The sequence below is a fragment of the Georgenia halophila genome, from assembly GCF_039541595.1.
Genome location: NZ_BAABGN010000002.1, coordinates 424,716 through 443,781, shown reverse-complemented (window position 1 = coordinate 443,781; position 19,066 = coordinate 424,716). Strand labels below are relative to the sequence as shown.

Genomic DNA, 19,066 nt, shown 5'->3' with positions numbered 1-19,066 from the left:
GGATCCTGCCATGACTACGACTTCCCAGCAGGCTGCCGACCGCGCCGTCAAGGCGCTGCTCGGCACCAAGCTCGGCATGACCCAGGTCTGGGACGACGCCGGCCGTATGGTCCCCGTCACCGTCGTCAAGGTGGGCACCAACGTCATCACCCAGGTGCGTACCGCCGAGACCGACGGCTACAGCGCCGTCCAGCTCGCCTTCGGCCAGATCGACCCGCGGAAGGTGACCCAGCCCCTGAAGGGTCACTTCTCCAAGGCCGAGGTCACCCCGCGCCGCCACGTCGCCGAGGTCCGCACGGCCGACGCCGCCGAGTACAACCTCGGCCAGGAGCTGGCGGCCGACACCTTCGAGGCCGGCCAGCTGGTCGACGTCGTCGGCACCACCAAGGGCAAGGGCACCGCCGGCGTCATGAAGCGGCACGGATTCTCCGGTGTCGGCGCCTCGCACGGTGCGCACCGGAACCACCGCAAGGCCGGCTCGATCGGTGGCGCCGCGACGCCGTCGCGCGTGTTCAAGGGCCTGCGGATGGCCGGCCGGATGGGCCACAACCGCCAGACCACTCAGAACCTCACGATCCACGCCGTCGACGCCGAGCAGGGCTACCTGCTCCTCAAGGGTGCCGTTCCCGGCCCCAAGGGTGGCATCGTCGTCGTCCGGACCGCCGCGAAGGGGGCGTGAACCTCATGGCCACGCAGACCATCGACGTCCTGGACGCCGCGGGCAAGAAGGCCGGTTCGGCCGAGCTGCCCGACGAGGTGTTCGACGTCCAGACCAACGTCCCGCTGATCCACCAGGTCGTGGTCGCGCAGCAGGCTGCCGCCCGTCAGGGCACGCACGCCACGAAGACGCGCGGCAACGTCCGGGGCGGCGGCAAGAAGCCGTACCGGCAGAAGGGCACCGGCCGCGCCCGTCAGGGCTCGACCCGCGCCCCGCAGTTCGCCGGCGGTGGCACCGTCCACGGCCCGCAGCCGCGGGACTACAGTCAGCGCACACCGAAGAAGATGAAGGCGGCCGCGCTGCGTGGCGCCCTCTCGGACCGCGCCCGTGCCGGCCGGGTGCACGTCGTCTCCGAGCTCGTCTCCGGCGAGACCCCGAAGACGAAGGACGCCCTGGCCGCGCTGCGCAACGTGATCGGCGACCGCACCGCGGTGGTCGCCCTCGAGCGCGGTGACGACCTGGCCGTGCTGAGCCTGCGGAACGTCCCGAGCGTGCACCTGCTCTGGGTCGACCAGCTGAACACCTACGACGTCCTCGTCAACGACGACGTCGTGTTCACCTCCGGCGCGCTGCAGGCGTTCGTCGAGGGACCGAAGAATGCGTCGGCTGAGGAGGAAAAGTGAGCGTCGAGGAGAGCAAGAACCCCCGCGACATCATCGTCAAGCCGATCGTCTCGGAGAAGAGCTACGGACTGATCGACGAGGGCAAGTACACCTTCGAGGTCGACACCCGCTCGAACAAGACCGAGATCAAGAACGCGATCGAGAAGATCTTCGACGTCAAGGTCGGCGCGGTGAACACCGTGAACCGCAAGGGCAAGACCCGCCGCACGCGGTTCGGCACCGGCAAGCGCAAGGACACCAAGCGCGCGATCATCACGCTGCGCGAGGGGTCCATCGACATCTTCGGCGAGGTCGCCGGCTGACGCCGGGGACGAGAGATTTGAGGATCGACACCCATGGGAATTCGTAAGTACAAGCCGACGACGCCGGGCCGCCGCGGCTCGAGCGTGGCCGACTTCGTGGAGGTCACCCGCTCCGAGCCGGAGAAGTCGCTGGTCCGCCCGCTGTCCAAGAGCGGCGGCCGCAACTCCACCGGCCGGATCACCACCCGGCACAAGGGTGGGGGCCACAAGCGCGCCTACCGCGTGATCGACTTCCGTCGTCACGACAAGGACGGCGTGCCCGCGAAGGTGGCGCACATCGAGTACGACCCGAACCGCACCGCCCGCATCGCCCTGCTGCACTACGCCGACGGCGAGAAGCGCTACATCCTCGCGCCGACCCGACTCAAGCAGGGCGACCAGATCGAGAACGGTCCGGGCGCCGACATCAAGCCGGGCAACAACCTCGCGCTGCGCAACATCCCGGTCGGCACCGTGCTGCACGCGATCGAGCTTCGTCCGGGCGGCGGCGCCAAGATCGCCCGCTCGGCCGGCGCATCCGTGCAGCTGGTGGCGAAGGAGGGCAAGTTCGCGCAGCTGCGGATGCCCTCCGGCGAGATCCGCAACGTCGACGCGCGCTGCCGGGCCACCATCGGTGCGGTCGGTAACGCCGAGCAGTCGAACATCAGCTGGGGCAAGGCCGGCCGTATGCGATGGAAGGGCAAGCGCCCGACCGTCCGCGGCGTCGTCATGAACCCGGTGGACCACCCGCACGGCGGTGGTGAGGGCAAGAGCTCCGGTGGCCGCCACCCGGTCAGCCCGTGGGGCAAGCCAGAGGGCCGCACCCGCCGACCGAACAAGCCCAGCGACCAGCTCATCGTGCGCCGTCGCCGGACCGGCAAGAAGCGCTGAGGAGACACGACGACATGCCGCGCAGTCTGAAGAAGGGTCCTTTCGTCGACGACCACCTGCAGAAGAAGGTGGACGTCCAGAACGAGAAGGGCAGCAAGAACGTCATCAAGACCTGGTCCCGCCGGTCGGTCATCACGCCGGACTTCCTAGGCCACACCTTCGCGGTGCACGACGGCCGCAAGCACGTGCCCGTCTTCATCACCGAGTCGATGGTGGGGCACAAGCTGGGGGAGTTCGCCCCGACCCGCACCTACCGCGGGCACGACAAGGACGACCGCAAGGCCCGCCGCCGCTGAGGCGCGCGCACCGAACCGAGAAGTAAGGCAGGAACATGGAAGCCAAGGCGCAGGCGCGATTCGTACGCGTCACGCCCCAGAAGGCGCGCCGGATCGTGGACGTCGTCCGCGGCAAGCGGGCCGAGGAGGCTGTCTCCGTGCTGCGGTTCGCACCGCAGGCGGCGGCCGAGCCGGTCCGCAAGGTCGTGGAGAGCGCGATCGCGAACTCTCGCGTGAAGGCCGACCAGGCCAGCGAGGCGTTCAACGAGTCGGATCTGGTCGTTCTGGAGGCGTACGTCGACGAGGGCCCCACCCTGAAGCGGTTCCGTCCGCGTGCCCAGGGCCGGGCCAGCCAGATCCTCAAGCGCACCAGCCACATCACGATCATCGTCGGTGCGGAACAGGACGCGGCCGCTGCAATGCAGGGCGCCGCTGGATCGAAGGGGAGGGCCCGGTAATGGGTCAGAAGGTCAACCCGACCGGGTTCCGGCTCGGAATCACCACCGATCACCGCTCCCGCTGGTTCGCCGACAGCACCAAGGGGGGCCAGCGTTACCGCGACTACGTGCGCGAGGACGTGGCCATCCGTCGGCTGATGTCCGCGGGCCTCGAGCGCGCCGGCATCTCCAAGGTCGACATCGAGCGCACTCGTGACCGCGTCCGCGTGGACCTGCACACCGCCCGCCCGGGCATCGTCATCGGGCGCCGCGGCTCGGAGGCCGATCGGCTGCGCGGCGAGCTGGAGAAGCTCACGGGCAAGCAGGTGCAGCTGAACATCCTCGAGGTCAAGAACCCCGAGCTGGACGCCCAGCTGGTCGCCCAGGGCATCGCCGAGCAGCTCGCCAGCCGCGTGTCGTTCCGCCGCGCCATGCGCAAGGGCATGCAGTCCGCGCAGCGCGCCGGCGCCAAGGGCATCCGGGTGCAGTGCGGCGGACGCCTCGGCGGCGCGGAGATGTCGCGCTCCGAGTTCTACCGCGAGGGCCGCGTGCCGCTGCACACCCTCCGCGCGAACATCGACTACGGCTTCTTCGAGGCCCGCACGACCTTCGGACGCATCGGCGTGAAGGTCTGGATCTACAAGGGTGACGTGACCGAGAAGGAGTACGCCCGCGAGCAGGCGGACTCGTCCTCCCGCGGCGGAGCACCGCGCGGCCGGGGCCGTGGAGCCCCACGCCGCGAGGGCGCCGGCCGTAGTGGCGGCGAATCCCGTCAGCCGCAGCAGTCCGCTCCCGCCGAGAGCACCGCGGGCGAGGCCCCGGCTGCTCCGACGTCGGCACCGACCGGAACGGAGGCCTGAGCCGTGCTCATCCCTCGGCGGACCAAGCACCGCAAGCAGCACCACCCGTCGCGCCGTGGCGTGGCGAAGGGTGGCACCTCGATCAGCTTCGGCGACTACGGGATCCAGGCCCTCGAGGGCGCCTATGTCACCAACCGGCAGATCGAGGCGGCCCGTATCGCCATGACCCGTCACATCAAGCGTGGCGGCAAGGTGTGGATCAACATCTTTCCCGACCGTCCGCTCACGAAGAAGCCGGCCGAGACCCGCATGGGCTCCGGCAAGGGTTCGCCCGAGTGGTGGGTCGCGAACGTCAAGCCCGGCCGGATCATGTTCGAGCTGGCCGGTGTGGACGAGCGGCTGGCGCGCGAGGCGATGTCCCGCGCACAGCACAAGCTGCCCATGAAGACCCGTTTCGTTTCCCGTGAGGGTGGTGAGGGCTGATGGCCGTCGGAACCAAGGGGCTGGCCCCGGCCGAGCTGGACGCGATGGACGACGCCCGTCTCGCCCAGGAGCTCGAGAAGGCCAAGGCTGAGCTCTTCAACCTGCGGTTCTCCGCAGCCACGGGTCAGCTCGAGGACCACGGCCGCCTGAAGGCCGTGCGTCGCGACATCGCCCGCATCTACACGATCGTGCGCGAGCGCGAGCTCGGCATCAGGACCGCGCCGAGCACCGAGGAATGAGGAACCCAGTGAGCGAGAACGCTACGACTGAGGAGACAGCGGCCACGTCCGCCGAGCGCAAGTTCCGCAAGATGCGCCGTGGCTACGTGGTCAGCGACAAGATGGACAAGACCGTCGTGGTCGAGGTTGAGGACCACGTCAAGCACGCCCTTTACGGCAAGGTCATCCGTCGCACGCAGAAGGTCAAGGCCCACGACGAGACCAACGAGGTCGGCGTCGGAGACCTCGTCCGCATCATGGAGACCCGACCGCTCTCGGCCGCCAAGCGCCACCGCGTGGTCGAGATCCTCGAGAAGGCCAAGTAACACTTCCAGCGGGGTTACGGGGCGTATCAAGCATCAGTTCCGTGATCGACGTCCGTTACGAGGCGGCCGGCCTCTCGGCCGGTCGAGTAACGACGCAAGGTCAGGCTCGCGGAAGCGAGATCCACAGACGAGTTCACCAAGGCTCGCGCCAGGCGCGAGAACCAGGTTGACAAGGAGAAACCAGTGATCCAGCAGGAGTCGCGGCTGAAGGTCGCCGACAACACCGGTGCGAAGCAGATCCTTTGCATCCGGGTTCTCGGCGGCTCCGGTCGGCGCTATGCCGGCATCGGCGACACGATCGTCGCCACCGTCAAGGACGCCATCCCCGGCGGAAACGTCAAGAGGGGTGACGTCGTCAAGGCCGTCATCGTGCGCACCGCCAAGGAACGCCGTCGCCCGGATGGCTCGTACATCAAGTTCGACGAGAACGCCGCCGTCATCCTCAAGACCGACGGCGACCCGCGCGGAACCCGCATCTTCGGCCCTGTCGGCCGCGAGCTGCGCGACAAGAGGTTCATGCGCATCATCTCTCTGGCGCCGGAGGTGCTCTGACATGGCGAAGATCAAGAAGGGCGACCTGGTGGTCGTCATCTCCGGCCGCGACAAGGGCCAGCAGGGGCGGGTGCTCGAGGTCCACCAGGACTCCGACCGCATCGTCGTCGAGGGTGTCCAGCGCGCCACCAAGCACACCAAGGTCGGACAGTCCTCCCGCGGTGCCCGCACCGGTGGCGTCGAGACCGTCGAGGCCGCCATCCACGTGAGCAACGTGATGGTCGTCGACCCGGAGACCAAGAAGGGCACCCGGGTCGGCTACCGCACCGAGCAGGTCGAGCGCGACGGCCGCACCCGGACCAGTCGGGTCCGCGTGGCCAAGCGCTCCGGTAAGGACATCGCATGACTACACCCACCGCCACCGAGACCCAGATCCCGCGCCTGAAGCAGCGCTACCGCGAGGACATCCTCCCCGCGCTGCGCGAGGAGTTCGGGCACAAGAACGTCCACCAGGTCGCCGGTCTGACCAAGATCGTGGTCAACATGGGCGTGGGCGACGCCGCTCGTGACTCGAAGGTCATCGAGGGCGCGGTCCGCGACCTGAGCACCATCACCGGTCAGAAGCCGCAGGTGACCAAGGCTCGCAAGTCGATCGCGCAGTTCAAGCTCCGTGAGGGCCAGCCCATCGGCGCGCACGTCACGCTGCGTGGTGACCGGGCCTGGGAGTTCCTGGACCGTCTGCTGTCCCTCGCGCTGCCCCGCATCCGCGACTTCCGCGGGCTTTCGCCCAAGCAGTTCGACGGGAAGGGCAACTACACCTTCGGTCTGACGGAACAGTCGATGTTCCACGAGATCGACCAGGACAAGATCGACCGGGTCCGCGGGATGGACATCACGGTCGTCACCTCTGCCACCACCGACGAAGAGGGGCGCTCGCTCCTGCGTCGCCTGGGCTTCCCGTTCAAGGAGAACTGATGGCGAAGACCGCTCTGATCCAGAAGGCCAACCGGAAGCCGAAGTTCGGTGTGCGTGCCTACTCCCGCTGCCAGCGCTGCGGGCGCCCGCGCTCCGTCTACCGCAAGTTCGGGCTGTGCCGCATCTGCCTGCGCGAGATGGCCCTGGCGGGTCAGCTCCCCGGCGTAACGAAGTCCAGCTGGTAAAACGACTGCGTCGCAGGTCCCGCGAGGAAACCACGACGAGGAAGGGCTGACGCCCGATGACGATGACTGACCCCATCGCAGACATGCTCACGCGTCTGCGCAACGCCAACTCGGCGTACCACGAGGCGGTGTCCATGCCGTACTCGAAGCTCAAGGCGAACATCGCCGAGATTCTGAAGGCCGAAGGCTACATCGCCGGCTGGACCGTCGAGGACGCCCAGGTCGGCAAGAAGCTGACCCTGGACCTGAAGTTCGGCCCGAACCGCGAGCGCTCGCTTGCCGGTGTGCGTCGCGTCTCGAAGCCCGGCCTGCGGGTGTACGCCAAGTCCACGAACCTGCCGAGGGTCCTCGGCGGCCTCGGGGTGGCGATCCTGTCCACCTCCTCCGGCCTGCTGACCGACCGTGAGGCACAGAGCAAGGGTGTAGGCGGGGAAGTCCTCGCCTACGTCTGGTGACGGAGGAAAGCTGATGTCTCGAATCGGAAAGTACCCGGTCAAGATTCCCTCCGGCGTCGACGTCACGATCGACGGCCAGCACGTCACCGTCAACGGCCCCAAGGGCACGCTGTCGCACACCGTTGCTGAACCGATCACCGTGAGCCAGGACGACGACGGCTCGATCGTCGTGTCCCGCCCGGACGAGGAGCGCGAGTCGCGCTCGCTGCACGGGATGAGCCGCACCTTGATCTCGAACCTGGTCACCGGCGTGACCGAAGGCTACACACGAGAGCTCGAGATCGTCGGCACCGGTTTCCGTGTGCTGGCGAAGGGCGACGACCTCGAGCTGGCGCTCGGGTTCTCCCACCCGGTCTCTGTGAAGGCGCCCGAGGGCATCACCTTCTCGGTGCAGGGCCCCACGAAGTTCACCGTGTCCGGCATCGACAAGCAGGCCGTCGGTGAGGTGGCCGCGAACATCCGCAAGATCCGCAAGCCGGAGCCCTACAAGGGCAAGGGCGTGCGCTACGCCGGCGAACAGGTCCGCCGCAAGGTCGGAAAGGCTGGTAAATAGGAATGGCTGTCACGATCAAGCGGCAGGGCAAGGGCAAGGGCAAGCAGGTAGCCCGGGCGCGGCGACACCTCCGGGTGCGCAAGCGCATCACCGGCACGGCCGAGCGTCCCCGCCTCGTCGTCACCCGCTCCAGCCGCCACATGGTTGCCCAGCTCGTGGACGACACCGCAGGCCGCACGCTGGCCTCGGCCTCCACGCTCGAGGCGGACCTGCGGTCGGCCGAGGGCGACAAGGTCGCCAAGGCCCGTCGGGTCGGCGAGCTCGTCGCCGAGCGCGCCAAGGGCAGGGGCGTTGTCTCGGTCGTATTCGATCGAGGCGGCAACAAGTACCACGGAAGGGTCGCGGCCGTGGCCGACGGCGCCCGCGAGGGCGGACTGACCCTGTGAAGCAGAGCGTACGAGAGCAGAGGAACATCTGATGGCTGCACCGCAGCGAAGCAGGACCGGCGGTCCCGCTACCGGCTCGGGCGAGAACCGCGAGGGCGGCAACCGCCGCGAGGGCGGACGCCAGGGCGGTCGTCGCGACGGCCGTCGCGGGTCCGAGGACAAGAACCAGTACATCGAGCGCGTCGTCACGATCAACCGCGTCTCCAAGGTCGTCCAGGGCGGGCGTCGTTTCAGCTTCACCGCTCTGGTCGTCGTCGGTGACGGCGCCGGCACGGTCGGCGTCGGCTACGGCAAGGCCAAGGAGGTGCCCTCGGCGATCGCCAAGGGCGTGGAGTCGGCGAAGAAGAACTTCTTCCGGGTCCCACTGATCGCCCGCACCATCCCGCACCAGGTCCAGGGTGAGGCAGCGGCGGGCGTCGTCTTCCTGCGCCCGGCGTCCCCCGGTACCGGTGTGATCGCCGGCGGTCCGGTGCGTGCCGTCCTGGAGTGCGCCGGTGTCCACGACATCCTGAGCAAGTCGCTCGGGTCCTCCAACGCGATCAACATCGTCCACGCCACCGTGGCGGCGCTCAAGGGGCTCGAGCAGCCTGAGGCCGTCGCCGCTCGCCGTGGCCTTCCCCTGGAGCACGTGGCCCCGGCCGCGCTGCTGCGGGCACGGGCCGCGGGAGAGGCGAAGGACCGCGACGTCACCGAGCAGGCCAAGGCCGGGGCGGGTGCATGATGGCTCAGCTCAAGGTGACCCAGACCAAGTCCGCCATCGGCGGCAAGCAGAACCAACGTGAGACGCTGCGGACTCTGGGCCTCAACCGCATCGGCCAGTCGGTCGTGCGGGAGGACCGTGCAGAGGTGCGCGGCATGATCACGACGGTGGCGCACCTCGTCACCGTCGAGGAGGTCGACTGATGGCCGATTCCAAGAACGCCGAGAACTCGGCGGAGGCGGGCCCCGCTCTGCGGGTGCACCACCTGCGTCCGGCTCCTGGCGCCCGGTCCACCAAGCTCCGCGTCGGTCGCGGCGAAGGCGGCAAGCGCGGGAAGACAGCCGGGCGCGGCACCAAGGGCACCAAGGCCCGGTACCAGGTTCCGGCCCGCTTCGAGGGTGGACAGATGCCGCTGCACATGCGGCTGCCCAAGCTCCGCGGGTTCAAGAACCCGTTCCGCACCGAGTACCAGGTCGTCAACCTGGACCGGCTCGGTTCGCTCTATCCCGAGGGTGGCACCGTCACCCGCGAGGATCTGGCGACCAAGGGCGCCGTGCGCGCCGGTCAGCCGGTGAAGGTCCTCGGCACGGGTGAGCTCGACGTCAAGCTCGAGATCAGCGTCGACGCGTGGTCCGCGTCGGCCAAGAGCAAGATCGAGGCAGCCGGCGGATCCATCTCCGCCGAATGAGCCGACGACACGGGCGGCCCGGCGAGAGCCGGGCCGCCCGTGCCGTTTGATCGCGTAGTCTGACCCGCGGCCCAAACATGCGCCGCCGCCCAGGTGGCCGGCCTGGTCCGAAAGGACCCGATCAGCAGGAGGAAGTTTGCTCGGCGCATTCGCCCAGGCGTTCCGCACGCCTGACCTGCGGCGCAAGCTGCTCTTCACGCTGGGCATCATGGCGATCTTCCGCCTCGGCACGTTCGTGCCGGCCCCAGGAGTGTCGTACCGCAACGTCCAGCAGTGCCTTGCAGAGGGAGGCACCGCGGACCTGCTCGGTATGGTCAACCTGTTCAGCGGTGGTGCGCTGCTCCAGCTGAGCATCTTCGCGCTCGGCATCATGCCGTACATCACGGCGAGCATCATCGTCCAGCTGATGCGCGTGGTGATCCCGCGGTTCGAGGAGCTGCACAAGGAAGGTCAGTCGGGTACCGCGAAGCTCACGCAGTACACGCGTTACCTGACGATCTTCCTCGCAGTCCTGCAGTCGTCGGTCATCGTCACCGTCGCGAACACCTCGCTGTTCCCGGGCTGCACGCCGCCGCCGATCCCGAACGACTCCCCGCTCAACCTCGTGCTGACGATCATCGCGATGACGGCGGGCACGGCCCTGATCATGTGGCTCGGCGAGCTCATCACCGAGCGCGGCGTCGGCAACGGCATGTCGCTGCTGATCTTCACCTCGATCGCGGCGTCCTTCCCGAGCGCTTTCGGCTCGATCCTGGAGAGCGACGGCGGCGTCGGACGGTTCATCGCCGTCATCGGGCTCATCCTGCTGATCACCCTGCTGATCGTCTTCGTCGAGCAGTCCCAGCGCCGGGTCCCGGTCCAGTACGCCAAGCGGATGGTCGGGCGGCGGATGTACGGCGGTTCGTCGACCTACATCCCGATCAAGATCAACATGGCGAACGTCATCCCGGTCATCTTCGCCTCCTCACTGCTGGCACTGCCATCGCTGGCGGCCCAGTTCGGTGACCCCAGCGAGGCCTGGGTCCAGTGGATCCTGACGAACGTCGCGGATCCGCAGTCGCTGCTGTACCTGGCGTTCTTCGCCTCGCTGATCCTGTTCTTCGCGTTCTTCTACACCTCGATCACATTCAACCCCGACGAGGTGGCGGACAACATGAAGCGCTACGGCGGCTTCATCCCCGGCATCCGAGCCGGCCGGCCGACGGCGGAGTACCTCCAGTACGTCATGACCCGCATCACCACGGTCGGTGCGATCTACCTGACGCTGGTGGCGCTCATCCCGACGATCGTCTTCGCGCAGATGGGCATCGACCAGCAGATGATGGCGTTCGGTGGCACGTCCGTCCTCATCGTGGTGGGCGTCGGCCTGCAGACCGTCAAGGAGATCGACTCCCAGCTCCAGCAGCGTCACTACGAAGGGTTCCTCCGATGAGCGCACGCCTGGTTCTGCTCGGCCCTCCCGGAGCCGGCAAGGGCACGCAGGCCGCCCGCATCAGCGAGCGTCTCCGCATCCCGGCGATCTCGACCGGCGACATCTTCCGTGCCAACGTCGCCGAGCAGACCGACCTCGGTCAGCGCGCCCAGCGGTACATGGACGCGGGCGAGTACGTGCCGGACGAGGTCACCAACGCCATGGTGCGCGACCGGCTCGGCCAGGCCGACGCCGCGCGGGGCTTCCTCCTCGACGGCTACCCGCGCACCGACGAGCAGGTCGCCGAGCTCGACGACATCCTCGCGGCCGCCGGCACCAGCCTCGACGCCGTTGTCGAGATCACCGCCGACACCGACGAGGTCATCGGCCGACTGCTCAACCGCGCCCAGGAACAGGGCCGAACCGACGACACGGAGCCGGTGATCCGGCGTCGACTCGAGGTCTACACCGAGCAGACCGCCCCGCTGGCCGAGACCTACGCCCGGCGCGGTCTGCTGGTCCGGGTCGAGGGTCTCGGGACCGTGGACGAGGTGACCGAGCGGATCATGGACGCCCTTCGCCGGGCGAACGACAAGCCCGAGGGCGACGAGCAGGGCTGAGACCGTGTTCGGCCGAGAGCGCATCGAGTACAAGTCCCCAGACCAGATCCGCACCATGCGGCGGGCAGGTCTCGTCGTGGCAGACATCCACGCCGCGCTTCGTGCGGCCGTCACGCCCGGAACGACGACGGCGGAGCTCGACGCCGTCGCCGCCGACGTCCTCGCGGAGGCGGGCGCGACCTCGAACTTCCTCGGTTACCACGGCTATCCGGCGCACGTGTGCATCTCGGTGAACGAGGAGATCGTGCACGGGATCCCGGGCGAGCGGGTCATCGCCGCCGGCGACCTCGTCTCCTTCGACTGCGGCGCCGTGGTCGACGGCTGGCACGGTGACGCAGCCTTCTCGGTGGTGGTCGGCCGCGACGACGCCGGCTCCCAGGCGCTCGCGGACGTGGCCGAGGACGCCATGTGGGCGGCCATCGCCGCGCTGGGGCGCGGTGAGCGCCTCGGGGTGGTGGGCGACGCCGTCGAGACCGTCGTCGAACGCGCCGCGCAGACCGGCCGTGGGACGTTCGCCATCGTGCGGGAGTACGTCGGGCACGGCATCGGCACGGCGATGCACCAGCCGCCGGAGGTGCTCAACTACCGCACCCGTGAGAAGGGGCCGCGCCTGCGCCCCGGCATGTGCCTGGCCGTGGAGCCGATGCTCGTGGCCGGAAGCCCGCAGAGCCGGGTGCTGGACGACGACTGGACGGTCGTGACGGCGGACGGTTCCCGTGCCGCCCACTTCGAGCACACCGTCGCCCTCCTCGAGGACGGGATCTGGGTGCTGACGGCGCCCGACGGAGGCGCCGGCCCGCTCGCCGGACGCGGGGCGGTCGTCGCCGCGCTCGACTGAGCGCCGGCCGTCGTCCCCGTCGAGCAAAATCCCGCGCCGTTCCGCTGATGTGGAACTCTCGCCCGCTGTACCTTGAGCGTGCGGGGGCTCACAGAGGGACGTGACGTGACGACAACCGCTCTCATCGACGGCCGACGGCGCCGGTCACCGCAGGCGCACGCAATCGACCCGGCTCTGGTCGACCTGCTGGCCGACCAGGCGCCGCTCACCGTGGTCCGCGCTCCCACGGGCTACGGCAAGACCATCCTCCTGGACACCTGGCTCGAGGAAGACCCACCGGCGGGCCAGGTCGTCCGCCTGGCGCTGACGCCGCAGTGCGACGACGTCGAGCACTTCTGGTACCTGCTGGACACCGCCCTCGCCGGCGTGAGCTCGGCGGCGCGCGAGCCGGGCAGGTCGGCACGTACGCGAGTGCTCAGGCGTCTTGCGCACCAGGAGACACCGCTGACGCTCGTCATCGACGACTACCACCGGGCGGCCGGGTCGGGACCCGACGAGGACCTCCTCGAGCTCGTCCGGCACAACGACCGCCTCTGCCTGGTGATCGCGACCCGCTCCACGAGGCCGATCGAGACCACGGGAAGTCTGGCTGTGGACGTCAACCTGGTCTGCCCGCACAGGCTCGGCCTGCGGCCCGACCAGGTGCGGGTTCTCGCGGAAGGACTGGGCGTCGACCTGGTGGAGGGCGAGGCCGAACGCCTGGTCACCGGGTTCGCCGGGTGGCCCGCAGTCATCCGTAGCGTGCTCACCCGCCTGGGGACGGCGGGCGGGACGGTGAGCCCGGAGGTGGCCGACGACTACATCGTCAACGTGTGGCGCGACCTGCGGGACCCGGGCTTGCAGTCGTTCCTGCTGTGCACCGCCGTCCCGGACTCCTTCGACGCCGAGCTCGCGGAGGCACTCGCACCGGCGGAGCATGCCCTGTCCCTCCTGCACGCCATGCGCTCGTCGGGCCTTCTCGAGGAACGGCTGCATGGCGGTCGGTACATCTACTCCTATCCGCCCCTCGTGCGCGAGGCGCTGGTCCGCGCGTTCGCGGAGACCAGACCGGCGGAGCTGCGCGGCGTCCACGCGAGAGTCATGGAGCTGGCGCGGCGTCGGGGCGACGTCGTCCAGGCCCTCTTCCACGCCGTCGCGGCCGGCGAGTACGCCACGGCCGAGCTGCTGATGGAGAACGGGTGGCACGACCTGGTCACCATCCACCGGGAAGCGCTCGTCCGGGCGGCGCGAGCGATACCGGCGGACGTCGCGGAGCGGCGGCCGCGTTTCCGGATCGCGAAGGAAGACCTCGATGCCGCTCCGGCGGATGTCCGCCCGCCCCACCAGCGGTGGCACGCCGGAGACCTCCGGGGCGTGACGGCGGAGTTCGCGCCGAGCCGGGCCGGCACCGACGAGACCACCTTCGCGCTGCTGCAGTGGGGGACGGCGGCCGTCCTGACCGGGGACTGGTCGGCTGCGCTCTACGCCTTCGGCCGCGCCCGGACGCTGGCTCAGCAGGTGGACGAGCGATCCTCAGTCGTGGCGATCGCCACGCTAGGGCTGGCCGGCGCGCACGCCACGGCGGGTGACGTCGACCTCGCGGCGGCGTGGCTCCGCGACGGCGTGCTGGAGCGCAGCGACGACCCGCCCGCGGTAGCCGGCGTCATCGAGGCCTGGGGCGCCACGATCCGAACACTGGTCGCTCTCGACCAGCTCGCGCCGGACGACGAGTCCGGCGTCGGGGCCGTCGTGGAACGTTCACGCCGTGACGAGGTCTGGGCCCTCGGGGTGCTCGTGACGGCGTCCCACGCCGTGACCGTCGGCGGACCGGTCGAGGCCGTCCGCCAAGCCGCACAGCTGCGCGCCGCCAGGCACTACGTCCCACGAGGCCGGTTCACCGAGGCCTCGTTGCACGCCGGCGAGGTCGACGTGCTGCTGACCGGTGGCCTGCTGGAGCAGGCGCGTGAGGTGGCCCGGGACCTGCCGGTCACCGCGGTCAGTCTGGACAGCCACGCACGCATCGCCCTCGCGGGCGGGGCGTTCCGCGACGCGGCTCAGCGTGCCCGCTCCGGGCTGGGCCATCCGGGGCTGTCCCGGCGCGTGAGCATGAAGCTCCGGCTGGTGCTCGCGGCCGCCCACCATGCGCTCGGGGAGCAGGCCGCGGCCGGCGCCGCGTTCATGGAGGCCGTGCGCATCGCGCAGGCTTCCGGCCAGCGCCGGCCGTTGCTGGTGATGGATCACGCGGTGTTCACCGCGCTCGCCGGAGGTGACGAGCGTGTCCTGGCGCTCTGGCCGGAGGCGCACCGCCCCGCGGAACGCGTCGCGCGTGCGGAGGTCGCCGGGCTGCTCACCCCGCGCGAGCTCGAGGTCCTGCGGGTCCTTCGCCAGCACAGCGGGGCCGTCCCCGTCGCCGAGGCGCTGGGACTGTCGGTGAACACCGTGAAGTCTCACCTGCGCAGCGTGTACGCCAAGCTCGGAGTCGCGAGCCGGTCCGCCGCCCTGCGCCGTGCCGCAGAGCTGGAGGGATCGAACCTCATCACCGCCCGGGAAGGCTGAACATGGCCGTTCCCGCTCGGCTCGTCGAGACCAACCGGGCCGTCGGCCGCGGGCTCCCGCGCGTCCCCGCCGCCTTCACCCCCACGCCGGCGGCGGCCCAGGCGCTACGAGGACTGCCGTCCCTGGTCGTGGTGCACGCCCCGCGCGGCTACGGCAAGACGGCGACGGTGTCCAGCTGGCTGCGGAGCACCGATCTGCCGAACCACGACGTCGTGTGGATCTCCCTGACCGGAACGGTCGGCCGCGAGCAGTTCTGGACGGACGTGCTCGGTGCCCTTGCCCAGGTGGACGACGACGTCGTCGCCGGGCTGCACCGCGGCAGTGGCACACCGGCCTCGGCCAATTCTCCTGACGACGGCCCGGGACGCGGGTCGGCGGCGCTCGTGCGCGCGGTCCAAGGCCGCCGTCCGCTGGTTCTCGTGATCGACGGCTACGACCGGGTGGCCGACGCGGACGTCGACGAGGAGCTCGTCGAGCTGGCCAGGCGCCACGAGGGCCTTCGGCTCGTCCTGACGACGCGCTCGGCCCGTCCGGTGGTCAGCCTGGCCAGGGCGGCCGCGCCGGAGGCGGTGGTCCTGGAAGCGTCCCACCTCGCGCTGGCGGCAGAGCTGACCCACGCGCTCGCCGACGCCATGGGCGTCAAGATCTCGGTCGACGCCGCCGAACGGGTCGGCAGCGGGCTGGGCGGCTGGCCCGCCCTGGTCCGCGTGGCCCTCGCCACGGCCCGGCCCGGACCCGACGGTGAGGTCACGCTCGACCCGCACGGCCTCGCCGACTACCTCCGGTTCGTGCTGCGCGACACGGACGACGGTGACCTGATCCTCACCACGGCCGTGGCCGAGCGCTTCACCCCGCAACTTGCCGAACAGCTTGTCGGCACCGCCCGGGCGGACCTGGTCAACCGGGCACTCAACCGCCTGACGCGGGTCGGGCTGCTGCGCGCGCAGGACGGCACGCTGTCATACCCGCCGCTGTTGCGAGAAGCCCTGAACATGCTCCTGCGTGAGGACGATCCGGTGCGCTACCGGCGTTTGAGCGCCGAGGTGACCCGAGCCGCACTGGCCGGCGCCGACGGCCTGGACGCACTCGAACACGCGCTCGCCTCCCAGGACGCCGACCTCCTCACCCAGGTGGTCGAGAGCTCCTGGGCCTGCATGCTCGCCGCTCACGACCCACGGCTGCACCGTGCCGTCGCCGATCTCCCGGCCCGAGCCGTCGCCACCAACGCCACCGTCTTCGCGCTCCACCACGTGCTCCCGGGCCAGCCGCCGCAGTGGTTCCTCGAGGCGTTGCAGTCGGACCTGCCGGCCACCGGACCGGCACTCGGTCGCCTCGGTGACCCGGACGTGAACGCCGCGCTGCTCGAGCTCGGTCATGCGCTGCTCGCGGACGGCGACCTGATCCGCGCCAGCTTCGCCTGGTTCGAGGCCGCTCGTCACCCCCTCGGCGGCCCCGTGGCACGAGAGGCGACCGCGGGCGTCGCCCTGGCAACCGCTCTGCTCGGGCACCTGCGCACCGGCGAACGCTGGCTGGCCGAGCCGGCCGGCCGTGCCGCACCCGGGACAGGACGTGTCGCGTCCGTGACAGGACAGGAGCAGATGACCCAGGAGCCGCTGGGACAGCTGCAGACGGTCGCCGCCGCCGTCGTACCGGCCCTGACCAGTCTCGATCGGCTCGAGGACCTCGGGGCCGCGGTGAACTTGCCGGACGTCTCCGAGGGGCTGAGCTGGTTGCAGGCCGTGGTCGTCTACAACCGGGCGAACCGCGCGCTCTTCCTCGACGGTTCGCCTGCGGCGGCCGCCGAGGTCCTCGGCGAGATCGAGCAGCAGCTCGACCGTGCCGGCGGGCAGCCCCGGCTGGGCCGGAACCTGCTCGGTGCGTGCGCCGTCGATCTGTGCCTCGCCTCCGGGCAGCTGGCCCGTGCCCGTGAAGTGGGGGAGCGCGCGGGCCCCAAGTGGTGGGAGGACGGGCTGCTCCGTTCGGCACACGCGCGGCTGGCCCTGTACTCGGGGGACGACCGGCGGGTCCTTCTCCTGACCGGTGATGCGTTCCGGCTCGCACCGGTCCGGCCGAGGATCGCCCTGAAGCTCGCGTTGGCGCGCGCCGTCGCTGCGCACCGCCTCGACCAGCGTGCGCTCTCGCTGGAGGCGGCCCACCTGGTCGTCGGCCTCGCCGAGCGCACCGGCATGATCCGTCCCCTGGTGCTGGTCCCGCGCGCCGACCTCGAGCAGGTGATCGGTGAGGTCCCCGGCGCCCCTGCGCTGCTCGAAAGGCTGGACGAGGCGCACGCGGCGGCGCCGTTCCCGCAGGCGGCGCGGGTGGAACGGTTGAGCATGCGGGAGAGGGCAGTGCTGCGCGAGCTGGCGCTCGAGCGCCCGCTCCCCGTGGTGGCACGCCGGCTGTACGTCTCCGAGAGCACGGTCAAGACCCAGGTGCGTAGCATCTACCGCAAGCTCGGTGTGCACTCCCGCACGGAGGCGCTCGAGCGCAGTCGCCTCCTGGGCCTGCTCCCGTGACGGCGGTGACCGCTGTCACGAGGCTCGCCGGTACCGTGTCCAGGCGTCATGCCGTAGGATGAACCGCTGGGCATGGCATCACCCCTGCTCGGACGTCCGCACCCGACCTATTTTCCGGGTCTGCCTGCGCGGCTCCACGCTGGGTGAGCCATCGCCAGGAACACAACACCAACCTGAGCGGGAGTAATGGCGAAGAAGGACGGCGTCATCGAGATCGAAGGGAGTGTCGTCGAGGCACTTCCCAACGCGATGTTCCGCGTGGAGCTGAGCAACGGTCACAAGGTCCTTGCCCACATCTCGGGCAAGATGCGCCAGCACTACATCCGGATCCTTCCCGAGGACCGGGTCGTCGTCGAGCTGAGCCCGTACGACCTCACCCGGGGTCGCATCGTCTACCGCTACAAGTAACCGCACACGAGCTACTGCCGCCGCCCGGGGCCCGGGTCACGCGGCGGCGGAGGAAACATGAAGGTCAAGCCGAGCGTCAAGAAGATCTGTGACAGCTGCAAGGTGATCCGCCGTCACGGCCGTGTGATGGTCATCTGCAGCAACCTTCGTCACAAGCAGCGCCAGGGCTGAGACCCTGACCGCCGGGAGCAGCGCCCCGGCACCGCGTACCACCAGCGTTCGAACACTCGAGCGCCACCCTCGGTTCGGAGGCCGGGGCCCGCACATGCGGGAGGGTGGTGCGGAGGACCTCCGACCCACAACAGGAGTCAAAGTTGGCACGTCTTTCCGGCGTCGACCTCCCGCGCGAGAAGCGCCTCGAGGTCGCACTCACCTACATCTACGGCGTCGGCCGCACCCGTGCGGCCGAGACGCTTGCCGCCACCGGCGTCAGCCCCGACCTGCGGGTCAAGGACCTGACGGACGAGGACCTCGTGGCGCTCCGCGACCACATCGAGGGCAACTACCAGGTCGAGGGTGACCTCCGCCGCGAGGTTTCGGCGGACATCCGCCGCAAGGTGGAGATCGGTGCGTACCAGGGCCTGCGCCACCGCCGTGGGCTGCCCGTGCACGGTCAGCGCACCAAGACCAACGCGCGTACCCGCAAGGGCCCGAAGCGCACCGTCGCCGGCAAGAAGAAGGCCGGCCGCAAGTAGTAGCTCGCACAGGGACTCCGCCCCGTGTACCCCGGAGCGATCGGTTCCGTGCACGTCACAGAGCTTCCGACGACCTAGTAGGAGTAGACCCGTATGCCCCCCAAGACCCGTACGGCCACTGCCGCGCGCAAGCCGCGCCGCAAGGAGCGCAAGAACGTCTCCCACGGCCACGCGTACATCAAGAGCACCTTCAACAACACGATTGTGACGATCACCGACCCGTCCGGCGCCGTCATCGCCTGGGCATCCTCGGGCCAGGTCGGCTTCAAGGGCTCACGCAAGTCGACACCGTTCGCCGCACAGATGGCCGCCGAGTCCGCCGCGCGCCGCGCCCAGGAGCACGGCATGAAGAAGGTCGAGGTCTTCGTCAAGGGTCCCGGCTCCGGCCGTGAGACCGCGATCCGTTCCCTCCAGGCGACCGGCCTCGAGGTCGGCTCGATCCAGGACGTCACCCCGCAGGCGCACAACGGCTGCCGCCCGCCCAAGCGCCGCCGCGTCTGACGCCGCCGTGGCGGTGCGGCCCTCCGGGGTCCGCCGCACGGCGCACCAGTTTCACC

Annotated in this window: 29 protein-coding genes; all 29 read left to right on the top strand. The window is 69.9% G+C overall.

Annotated elements, in window-relative coordinates; genetic code table 11:
• Window positions 1-10 precede the first annotated feature (10 nt).
• Complete coding sequence (rplC, locus tag ABD907_RS03520; protein ID WP_345215096.1) at window positions 11-679, top strand: 50S ribosomal protein L3; 669 nt, start codon at window positions 11-13, stop codon at window positions 677-679.
• Window positions 680-684: 5 nt separating this feature from the next.
• Complete coding sequence (rplD, locus tag ABD907_RS03515; RefSeq protein WP_345215095.1) at window positions 685-1,341, top strand: 50S ribosomal protein L4; 657 nt, start codon at window positions 685-687, stop codon at window positions 1,339-1,341.
• Window positions 1,338-1,643 carry a 50S ribosomal protein L23 gene (gene rplW / locus ABD907_RS03510; RefSeq protein WP_345215094.1) on the top strand — a complete coding sequence of 102 codons (306 nt, stop codon included), beginning with the start codon at window positions 1,338-1,340 and terminating at the stop codon, window positions 1,641-1,643. Before rplD ends, rplW begins: the two co-directional genes overlap by 4 nt.
• Window positions 1,644-1,676: 33 nt before the next feature.
• Window positions 1,677-2,513, top strand: a complete 837-nt coding sequence (rplB, locus tag ABD907_RS03505) for a 50S ribosomal protein L2 (RefSeq protein ID WP_345215093.1) — start codon at window positions 1,677-1,679, stop codon at window positions 2,511-2,513.
• A gap of 14 nt (window positions 2,514-2,527) precedes the next feature.
• Complete coding sequence (rpsS, locus tag ABD907_RS03500; protein ID WP_345215092.1) at window positions 2,528-2,809, top strand: 30S ribosomal protein S19; 282 nt, start codon at window positions 2,528-2,530, stop codon at window positions 2,807-2,809.
• Window positions 2,810-2,844: 35 nt separating this feature from the next.
• A complete protein-coding gene (gene rplV, locus ABD907_RS03495; RefSeq protein WP_345215091.1) occupies window positions 2,845-3,246 on the top strand; it encodes a 50S ribosomal protein L22 in 402 nt (133 codons plus the stop codon).
• Window positions 3,246-4,085 carry a 30S ribosomal protein S3 gene (rpsC, locus tag ABD907_RS03490; protein ID WP_345215090.1) on the top strand — a complete coding sequence of 280 codons (840 nt, stop codon included), beginning with the start codon at window positions 3,246-3,248 and terminating at the stop codon, window positions 4,083-4,085. Before rplV ends, rpsC begins: the two co-directional genes overlap by 1 nt.
• Window positions 4,086-4,088: 3 nt before the next feature.
• A complete protein-coding gene (gene rplP, locus ABD907_RS03485; RefSeq protein WP_345215089.1) occupies window positions 4,089-4,508 on the top strand; it encodes a 50S ribosomal protein L16 in 420 nt (139 codons plus the stop codon).
• Complete coding sequence (rpmC, locus tag ABD907_RS03480; RefSeq protein ID WP_345215088.1) at window positions 4,508-4,747, top strand: 50S ribosomal protein L29; 240 nt, start codon at window positions 4,508-4,510, stop codon at window positions 4,745-4,747. The genes rplP and rpmC overlap by 1 nt, the downstream gene beginning before the upstream one ends.
• A 71-nt stretch (window positions 4,748-4,818) precedes the next feature.
• The gene (gene rpsQ / locus ABD907_RS03475) at window positions 4,819-5,052 is read left to right on the top strand and encodes a 30S ribosomal protein S17 (RefSeq protein ID WP_345215424.1); all 234 of its coding nucleotides are present in this window, start codon (window positions 4,819-4,821) and stop codon (window positions 5,050-5,052) included.
• A gap of 183 nt (window positions 5,053-5,235) precedes the next feature.
• The gene (gene rplN / locus ABD907_RS03470) at window positions 5,236-5,604 is read left to right on the top strand and encodes a 50S ribosomal protein L14 (RefSeq protein ID WP_345215087.1); all 369 of its coding nucleotides are present in this window, start codon (window positions 5,236-5,238) and stop codon (window positions 5,602-5,604) included.
• A gap of 1 nt (window position 5,605) precedes the next feature.
• Window positions 5,606-5,950, top strand: coding sequence for a 50S ribosomal protein L24 (gene rplX / locus ABD907_RS03465; RefSeq protein WP_345215086.1), 345 nt, complete (start codon window positions 5,606-5,608; stop codon window positions 5,948-5,950).
• Entirely contained in the window at window positions 5,947-6,519 is a 573-nt protein-coding gene (gene rplE / locus ABD907_RS03460) for a 50S ribosomal protein L5 (protein ID WP_345215085.1), read from the top strand. Before rplX ends, rplE begins: the two co-directional genes overlap by 4 nt.
• Window positions 6,519-6,704 (top strand): type Z 30S ribosomal protein S14, encoded by a 186-nt coding sequence (locus ABD907_RS03455; RefSeq protein WP_345215084.1) that lies wholly within the window; start codon window positions 6,519-6,521, stop codon window positions 6,702-6,704. Before rplE ends, ABD907_RS03455 begins: the two co-directional genes overlap by 1 nt.
• 56 nt (window positions 6,705-6,760) lie before the next feature.
• Window positions 6,761-7,159: a 30S ribosomal protein S8 gene (gene rpsH, locus ABD907_RS03450; protein ID WP_345215083.1), complete on the top strand. Its 399-nt coding sequence runs from the start codon at window positions 6,761-6,763 to the stop codon at window positions 7,157-7,159.
• A gap of 13 nt (window positions 7,160-7,172) precedes the next feature.
• Complete coding sequence (gene rplF / locus ABD907_RS03445; RefSeq protein ID WP_345215082.1) at window positions 7,173-7,712, top strand: 50S ribosomal protein L6; 540 nt, start codon at window positions 7,173-7,175, stop codon at window positions 7,710-7,712.
• A 2-nt stretch (window positions 7,713-7,714) separates the two neighbouring features.
• Window positions 7,715-8,098 (top strand): 50S ribosomal protein L18, encoded by a 384-nt coding sequence (rplR, locus tag ABD907_RS03440; protein ID WP_345215081.1) that lies wholly within the window; start codon window positions 7,715-7,717, stop codon window positions 8,096-8,098.
• Between the two features lie 31 nt (window positions 8,099-8,129).
• Complete coding sequence (gene rpsE, locus ABD907_RS03435) at window positions 8,130-8,819, top strand: 30S ribosomal protein S5 (RefSeq protein WP_345215080.1); 690 nt, start codon at window positions 8,130-8,132, stop codon at window positions 8,817-8,819.
• On the top strand, window positions 8,819-9,001 hold the full coding sequence (rpmD, locus tag ABD907_RS03430) for a 50S ribosomal protein L30 (RefSeq protein ID WP_345215423.1): 183 nt from the start codon (window positions 8,819-8,821) through the stop codon (window positions 8,999-9,001). The genes rpsE and rpmD overlap by 1 nt, the downstream gene beginning before the upstream one ends.
• Window positions 9,001-9,486 carry a 50S ribosomal protein L15 gene (gene rplO, locus ABD907_RS03425; protein WP_345215079.1) on the top strand — a complete coding sequence of 162 codons (486 nt, stop codon included), beginning with the start codon at window positions 9,001-9,003 and terminating at the stop codon, window positions 9,484-9,486. Before rpmD ends, rplO begins: the two co-directional genes overlap by 1 nt.
• 136 nt (window positions 9,487-9,622) lie before the next feature.
• Window positions 9,623-10,918: a preprotein translocase subunit SecY gene (secY, locus tag ABD907_RS03420; protein WP_345215078.1), complete on the top strand. Its 1,296-nt coding sequence runs from the start codon at window positions 9,623-9,625 to the stop codon at window positions 10,916-10,918.
• Complete coding sequence (locus tag ABD907_RS03415; protein ID WP_345215077.1) at window positions 10,915-11,517, top strand: adenylate kinase; 603 nt, start codon at window positions 10,915-10,917, stop codon at window positions 11,515-11,517. The genes secY and ABD907_RS03415 overlap by 4 nt, the downstream gene beginning before the upstream one ends.
• 4 nt (window positions 11,518-11,521) lie before the next feature.
• Window positions 11,522-12,355, top strand: a complete 834-nt coding sequence (gene map, locus ABD907_RS03410; RefSeq protein WP_345215076.1) for a type I methionyl aminopeptidase — start codon at window positions 11,522-11,524, stop codon at window positions 12,353-12,355.
• 105 nt (window positions 12,356-12,460) lie between these two features.
• Window positions 12,461-14,890 carry a winged helix-turn-helix domain-containing protein gene (locus ABD907_RS03405; RefSeq protein ID WP_345215075.1) on the top strand — a complete coding sequence of 810 codons (2,430 nt, stop codon included), beginning with the start codon at window positions 12,461-12,463 and terminating at the stop codon, window positions 14,888-14,890.
• Between the two features lie 2 nt (window positions 14,891-14,892).
• A complete protein-coding gene (locus tag ABD907_RS03400; protein ID WP_345215074.1) occupies window positions 14,893-17,406 on the top strand; it encodes a LuxR C-terminal-related transcriptional regulator in 2,514 nt (837 codons plus the stop codon).
• A gap of 186 nt (window positions 17,407-17,592) precedes the next feature.
• A complete protein-coding gene (infA, locus tag ABD907_RS03395; protein WP_043501486.1) occupies window positions 17,593-17,814 on the top strand; it encodes a translation initiation factor IF-1 in 222 nt (73 codons plus the stop codon).
• A 57-nt stretch (window positions 17,815-17,871) separates the two neighbouring features.
• Complete coding sequence (gene rpmJ, locus ABD907_RS03390; RefSeq protein WP_166845672.1) at window positions 17,872-17,985, top strand: 50S ribosomal protein L36; 114 nt, start codon at window positions 17,872-17,874, stop codon at window positions 17,983-17,985.
• 143 nt (window positions 17,986-18,128) lie between these two features.
• Window positions 18,129-18,509 carry a 30S ribosomal protein S13 gene (rpsM, locus tag ABD907_RS03385; protein WP_345215073.1) on the top strand — a complete coding sequence of 127 codons (381 nt, stop codon included), beginning with the start codon at window positions 18,129-18,131 and terminating at the stop codon, window positions 18,507-18,509.
• 93 nt (window positions 18,510-18,602) lie between these two features.
• Window positions 18,603-19,010, top strand: coding sequence for a 30S ribosomal protein S11 (gene rpsK, locus ABD907_RS03380; RefSeq protein WP_345215072.1), 408 nt, complete (start codon window positions 18,603-18,605; stop codon window positions 19,008-19,010).
• Window positions 19,011-19,066: the final 56 nt, after the last annotated feature.

Coding starts and splice junctions, on each gene's coding strand:
- rplC (WP_345215096.1), top strand. CDS start 11: ATGACTACGACTTCCCAGCAGGCTGCCGACCGCGCCGTCAAGGCGCTG.
- rplD (WP_345215095.1), top strand. CDS start 685: ATGGCCACGCAGACCATCGACGTCCTGGACGCCGCGGGCAAGAAGGCC.
- rplB (WP_345215093.1), top strand. CDS start 1,677: ATGGGAATTCGTAAGTACAAGCCGACGACGCCGGGCCGCCGCGGCTCG.
- rpsS (WP_345215092.1), top strand. CDS start 2,528: ATGCCGCGCAGTCTGAAGAAGGGTCCTTTCGTCGACGACCACCTGCAG.
- rplV (WP_345215091.1), top strand. CDS start 2,845: ATGGAAGCCAAGGCGCAGGCGCGATTCGTACGCGTCACGCCCCAGAAG.
- rpsC (WP_345215090.1), top strand. CDS start 3,246: ATGGGTCAGAAGGTCAACCCGACCGGGTTCCGGCTCGGAATCACCACC.
- rpmC (WP_345215088.1), top strand. CDS start 4,508: ATGGCCGTCGGAACCAAGGGGCTGGCCCCGGCCGAGCTGGACGCGATG.
- rpsQ (WP_345215424.1), top strand. CDS start 4,819: ATGCGCCGTGGCTACGTGGTCAGCGACAAGATGGACAAGACCGTCGTG.
- rplX (WP_345215086.1), top strand. CDS start 5,606: ATGGCGAAGATCAAGAAGGGCGACCTGGTGGTCGTCATCTCCGGCCGC.
- rplE (WP_345215085.1), top strand. CDS start 5,947: ATGACTACACCCACCGCCACCGAGACCCAGATCCCGCGCCTGAAGCAG.
- ABD907_RS03455 (WP_345215084.1), top strand. CDS start 6,519: ATGGCGAAGACCGCTCTGATCCAGAAGGCCAACCGGAAGCCGAAGTTC.
- rpsH (WP_345215083.1), top strand. CDS start 6,761: ATGACGATGACTGACCCCATCGCAGACATGCTCACGCGTCTGCGCAAC.
- rplF (WP_345215082.1), top strand. CDS start 7,173: ATGTCTCGAATCGGAAAGTACCCGGTCAAGATTCCCTCCGGCGTCGAC.
- rplR (WP_345215081.1), top strand. CDS start 7,715: ATGGCTGTCACGATCAAGCGGCAGGGCAAGGGCAAGGGCAAGCAGGTA.
- rpsE (WP_345215080.1), top strand. CDS start 8,130: ATGGCTGCACCGCAGCGAAGCAGGACCGGCGGTCCCGCTACCGGCTCG.
- rpmD (WP_345215423.1), top strand. CDS start 8,819: ATGGCTCAGCTCAAGGTGACCCAGACCAAGTCCGCCATCGGCGGCAAG.
- rplO (WP_345215079.1), top strand. CDS start 9,001: ATGGCCGATTCCAAGAACGCCGAGAACTCGGCGGAGGCGGGCCCCGCT.
- ABD907_RS03415 (WP_345215077.1), top strand. CDS start 10,915: ATGAGCGCACGCCTGGTTCTGCTCGGCCCTCCCGGAGCCGGCAAGGGC.
- ABD907_RS03400 (WP_345215074.1), top strand. CDS start 14,893: ATGGCCGTTCCCGCTCGGCTCGTCGAGACCAACCGGGCCGTCGGCCGC.
- infA (WP_043501486.1), top strand. CDS start 17,593: ATGGCGAAGAAGGACGGCGTCATCGAGATCGAAGGGAGTGTCGTCGAG.
- rpmJ (WP_166845672.1), top strand. CDS start 17,872: ATGAAGGTCAAGCCGAGCGTCAAGAAGATCTGTGACAGCTGCAAGGTG.
- rpsK (WP_345215072.1), top strand. CDS start 18,603: ATGCCCCCCAAGACCCGTACGGCCACTGCCGCGCGCAAGCCGCGCCGC.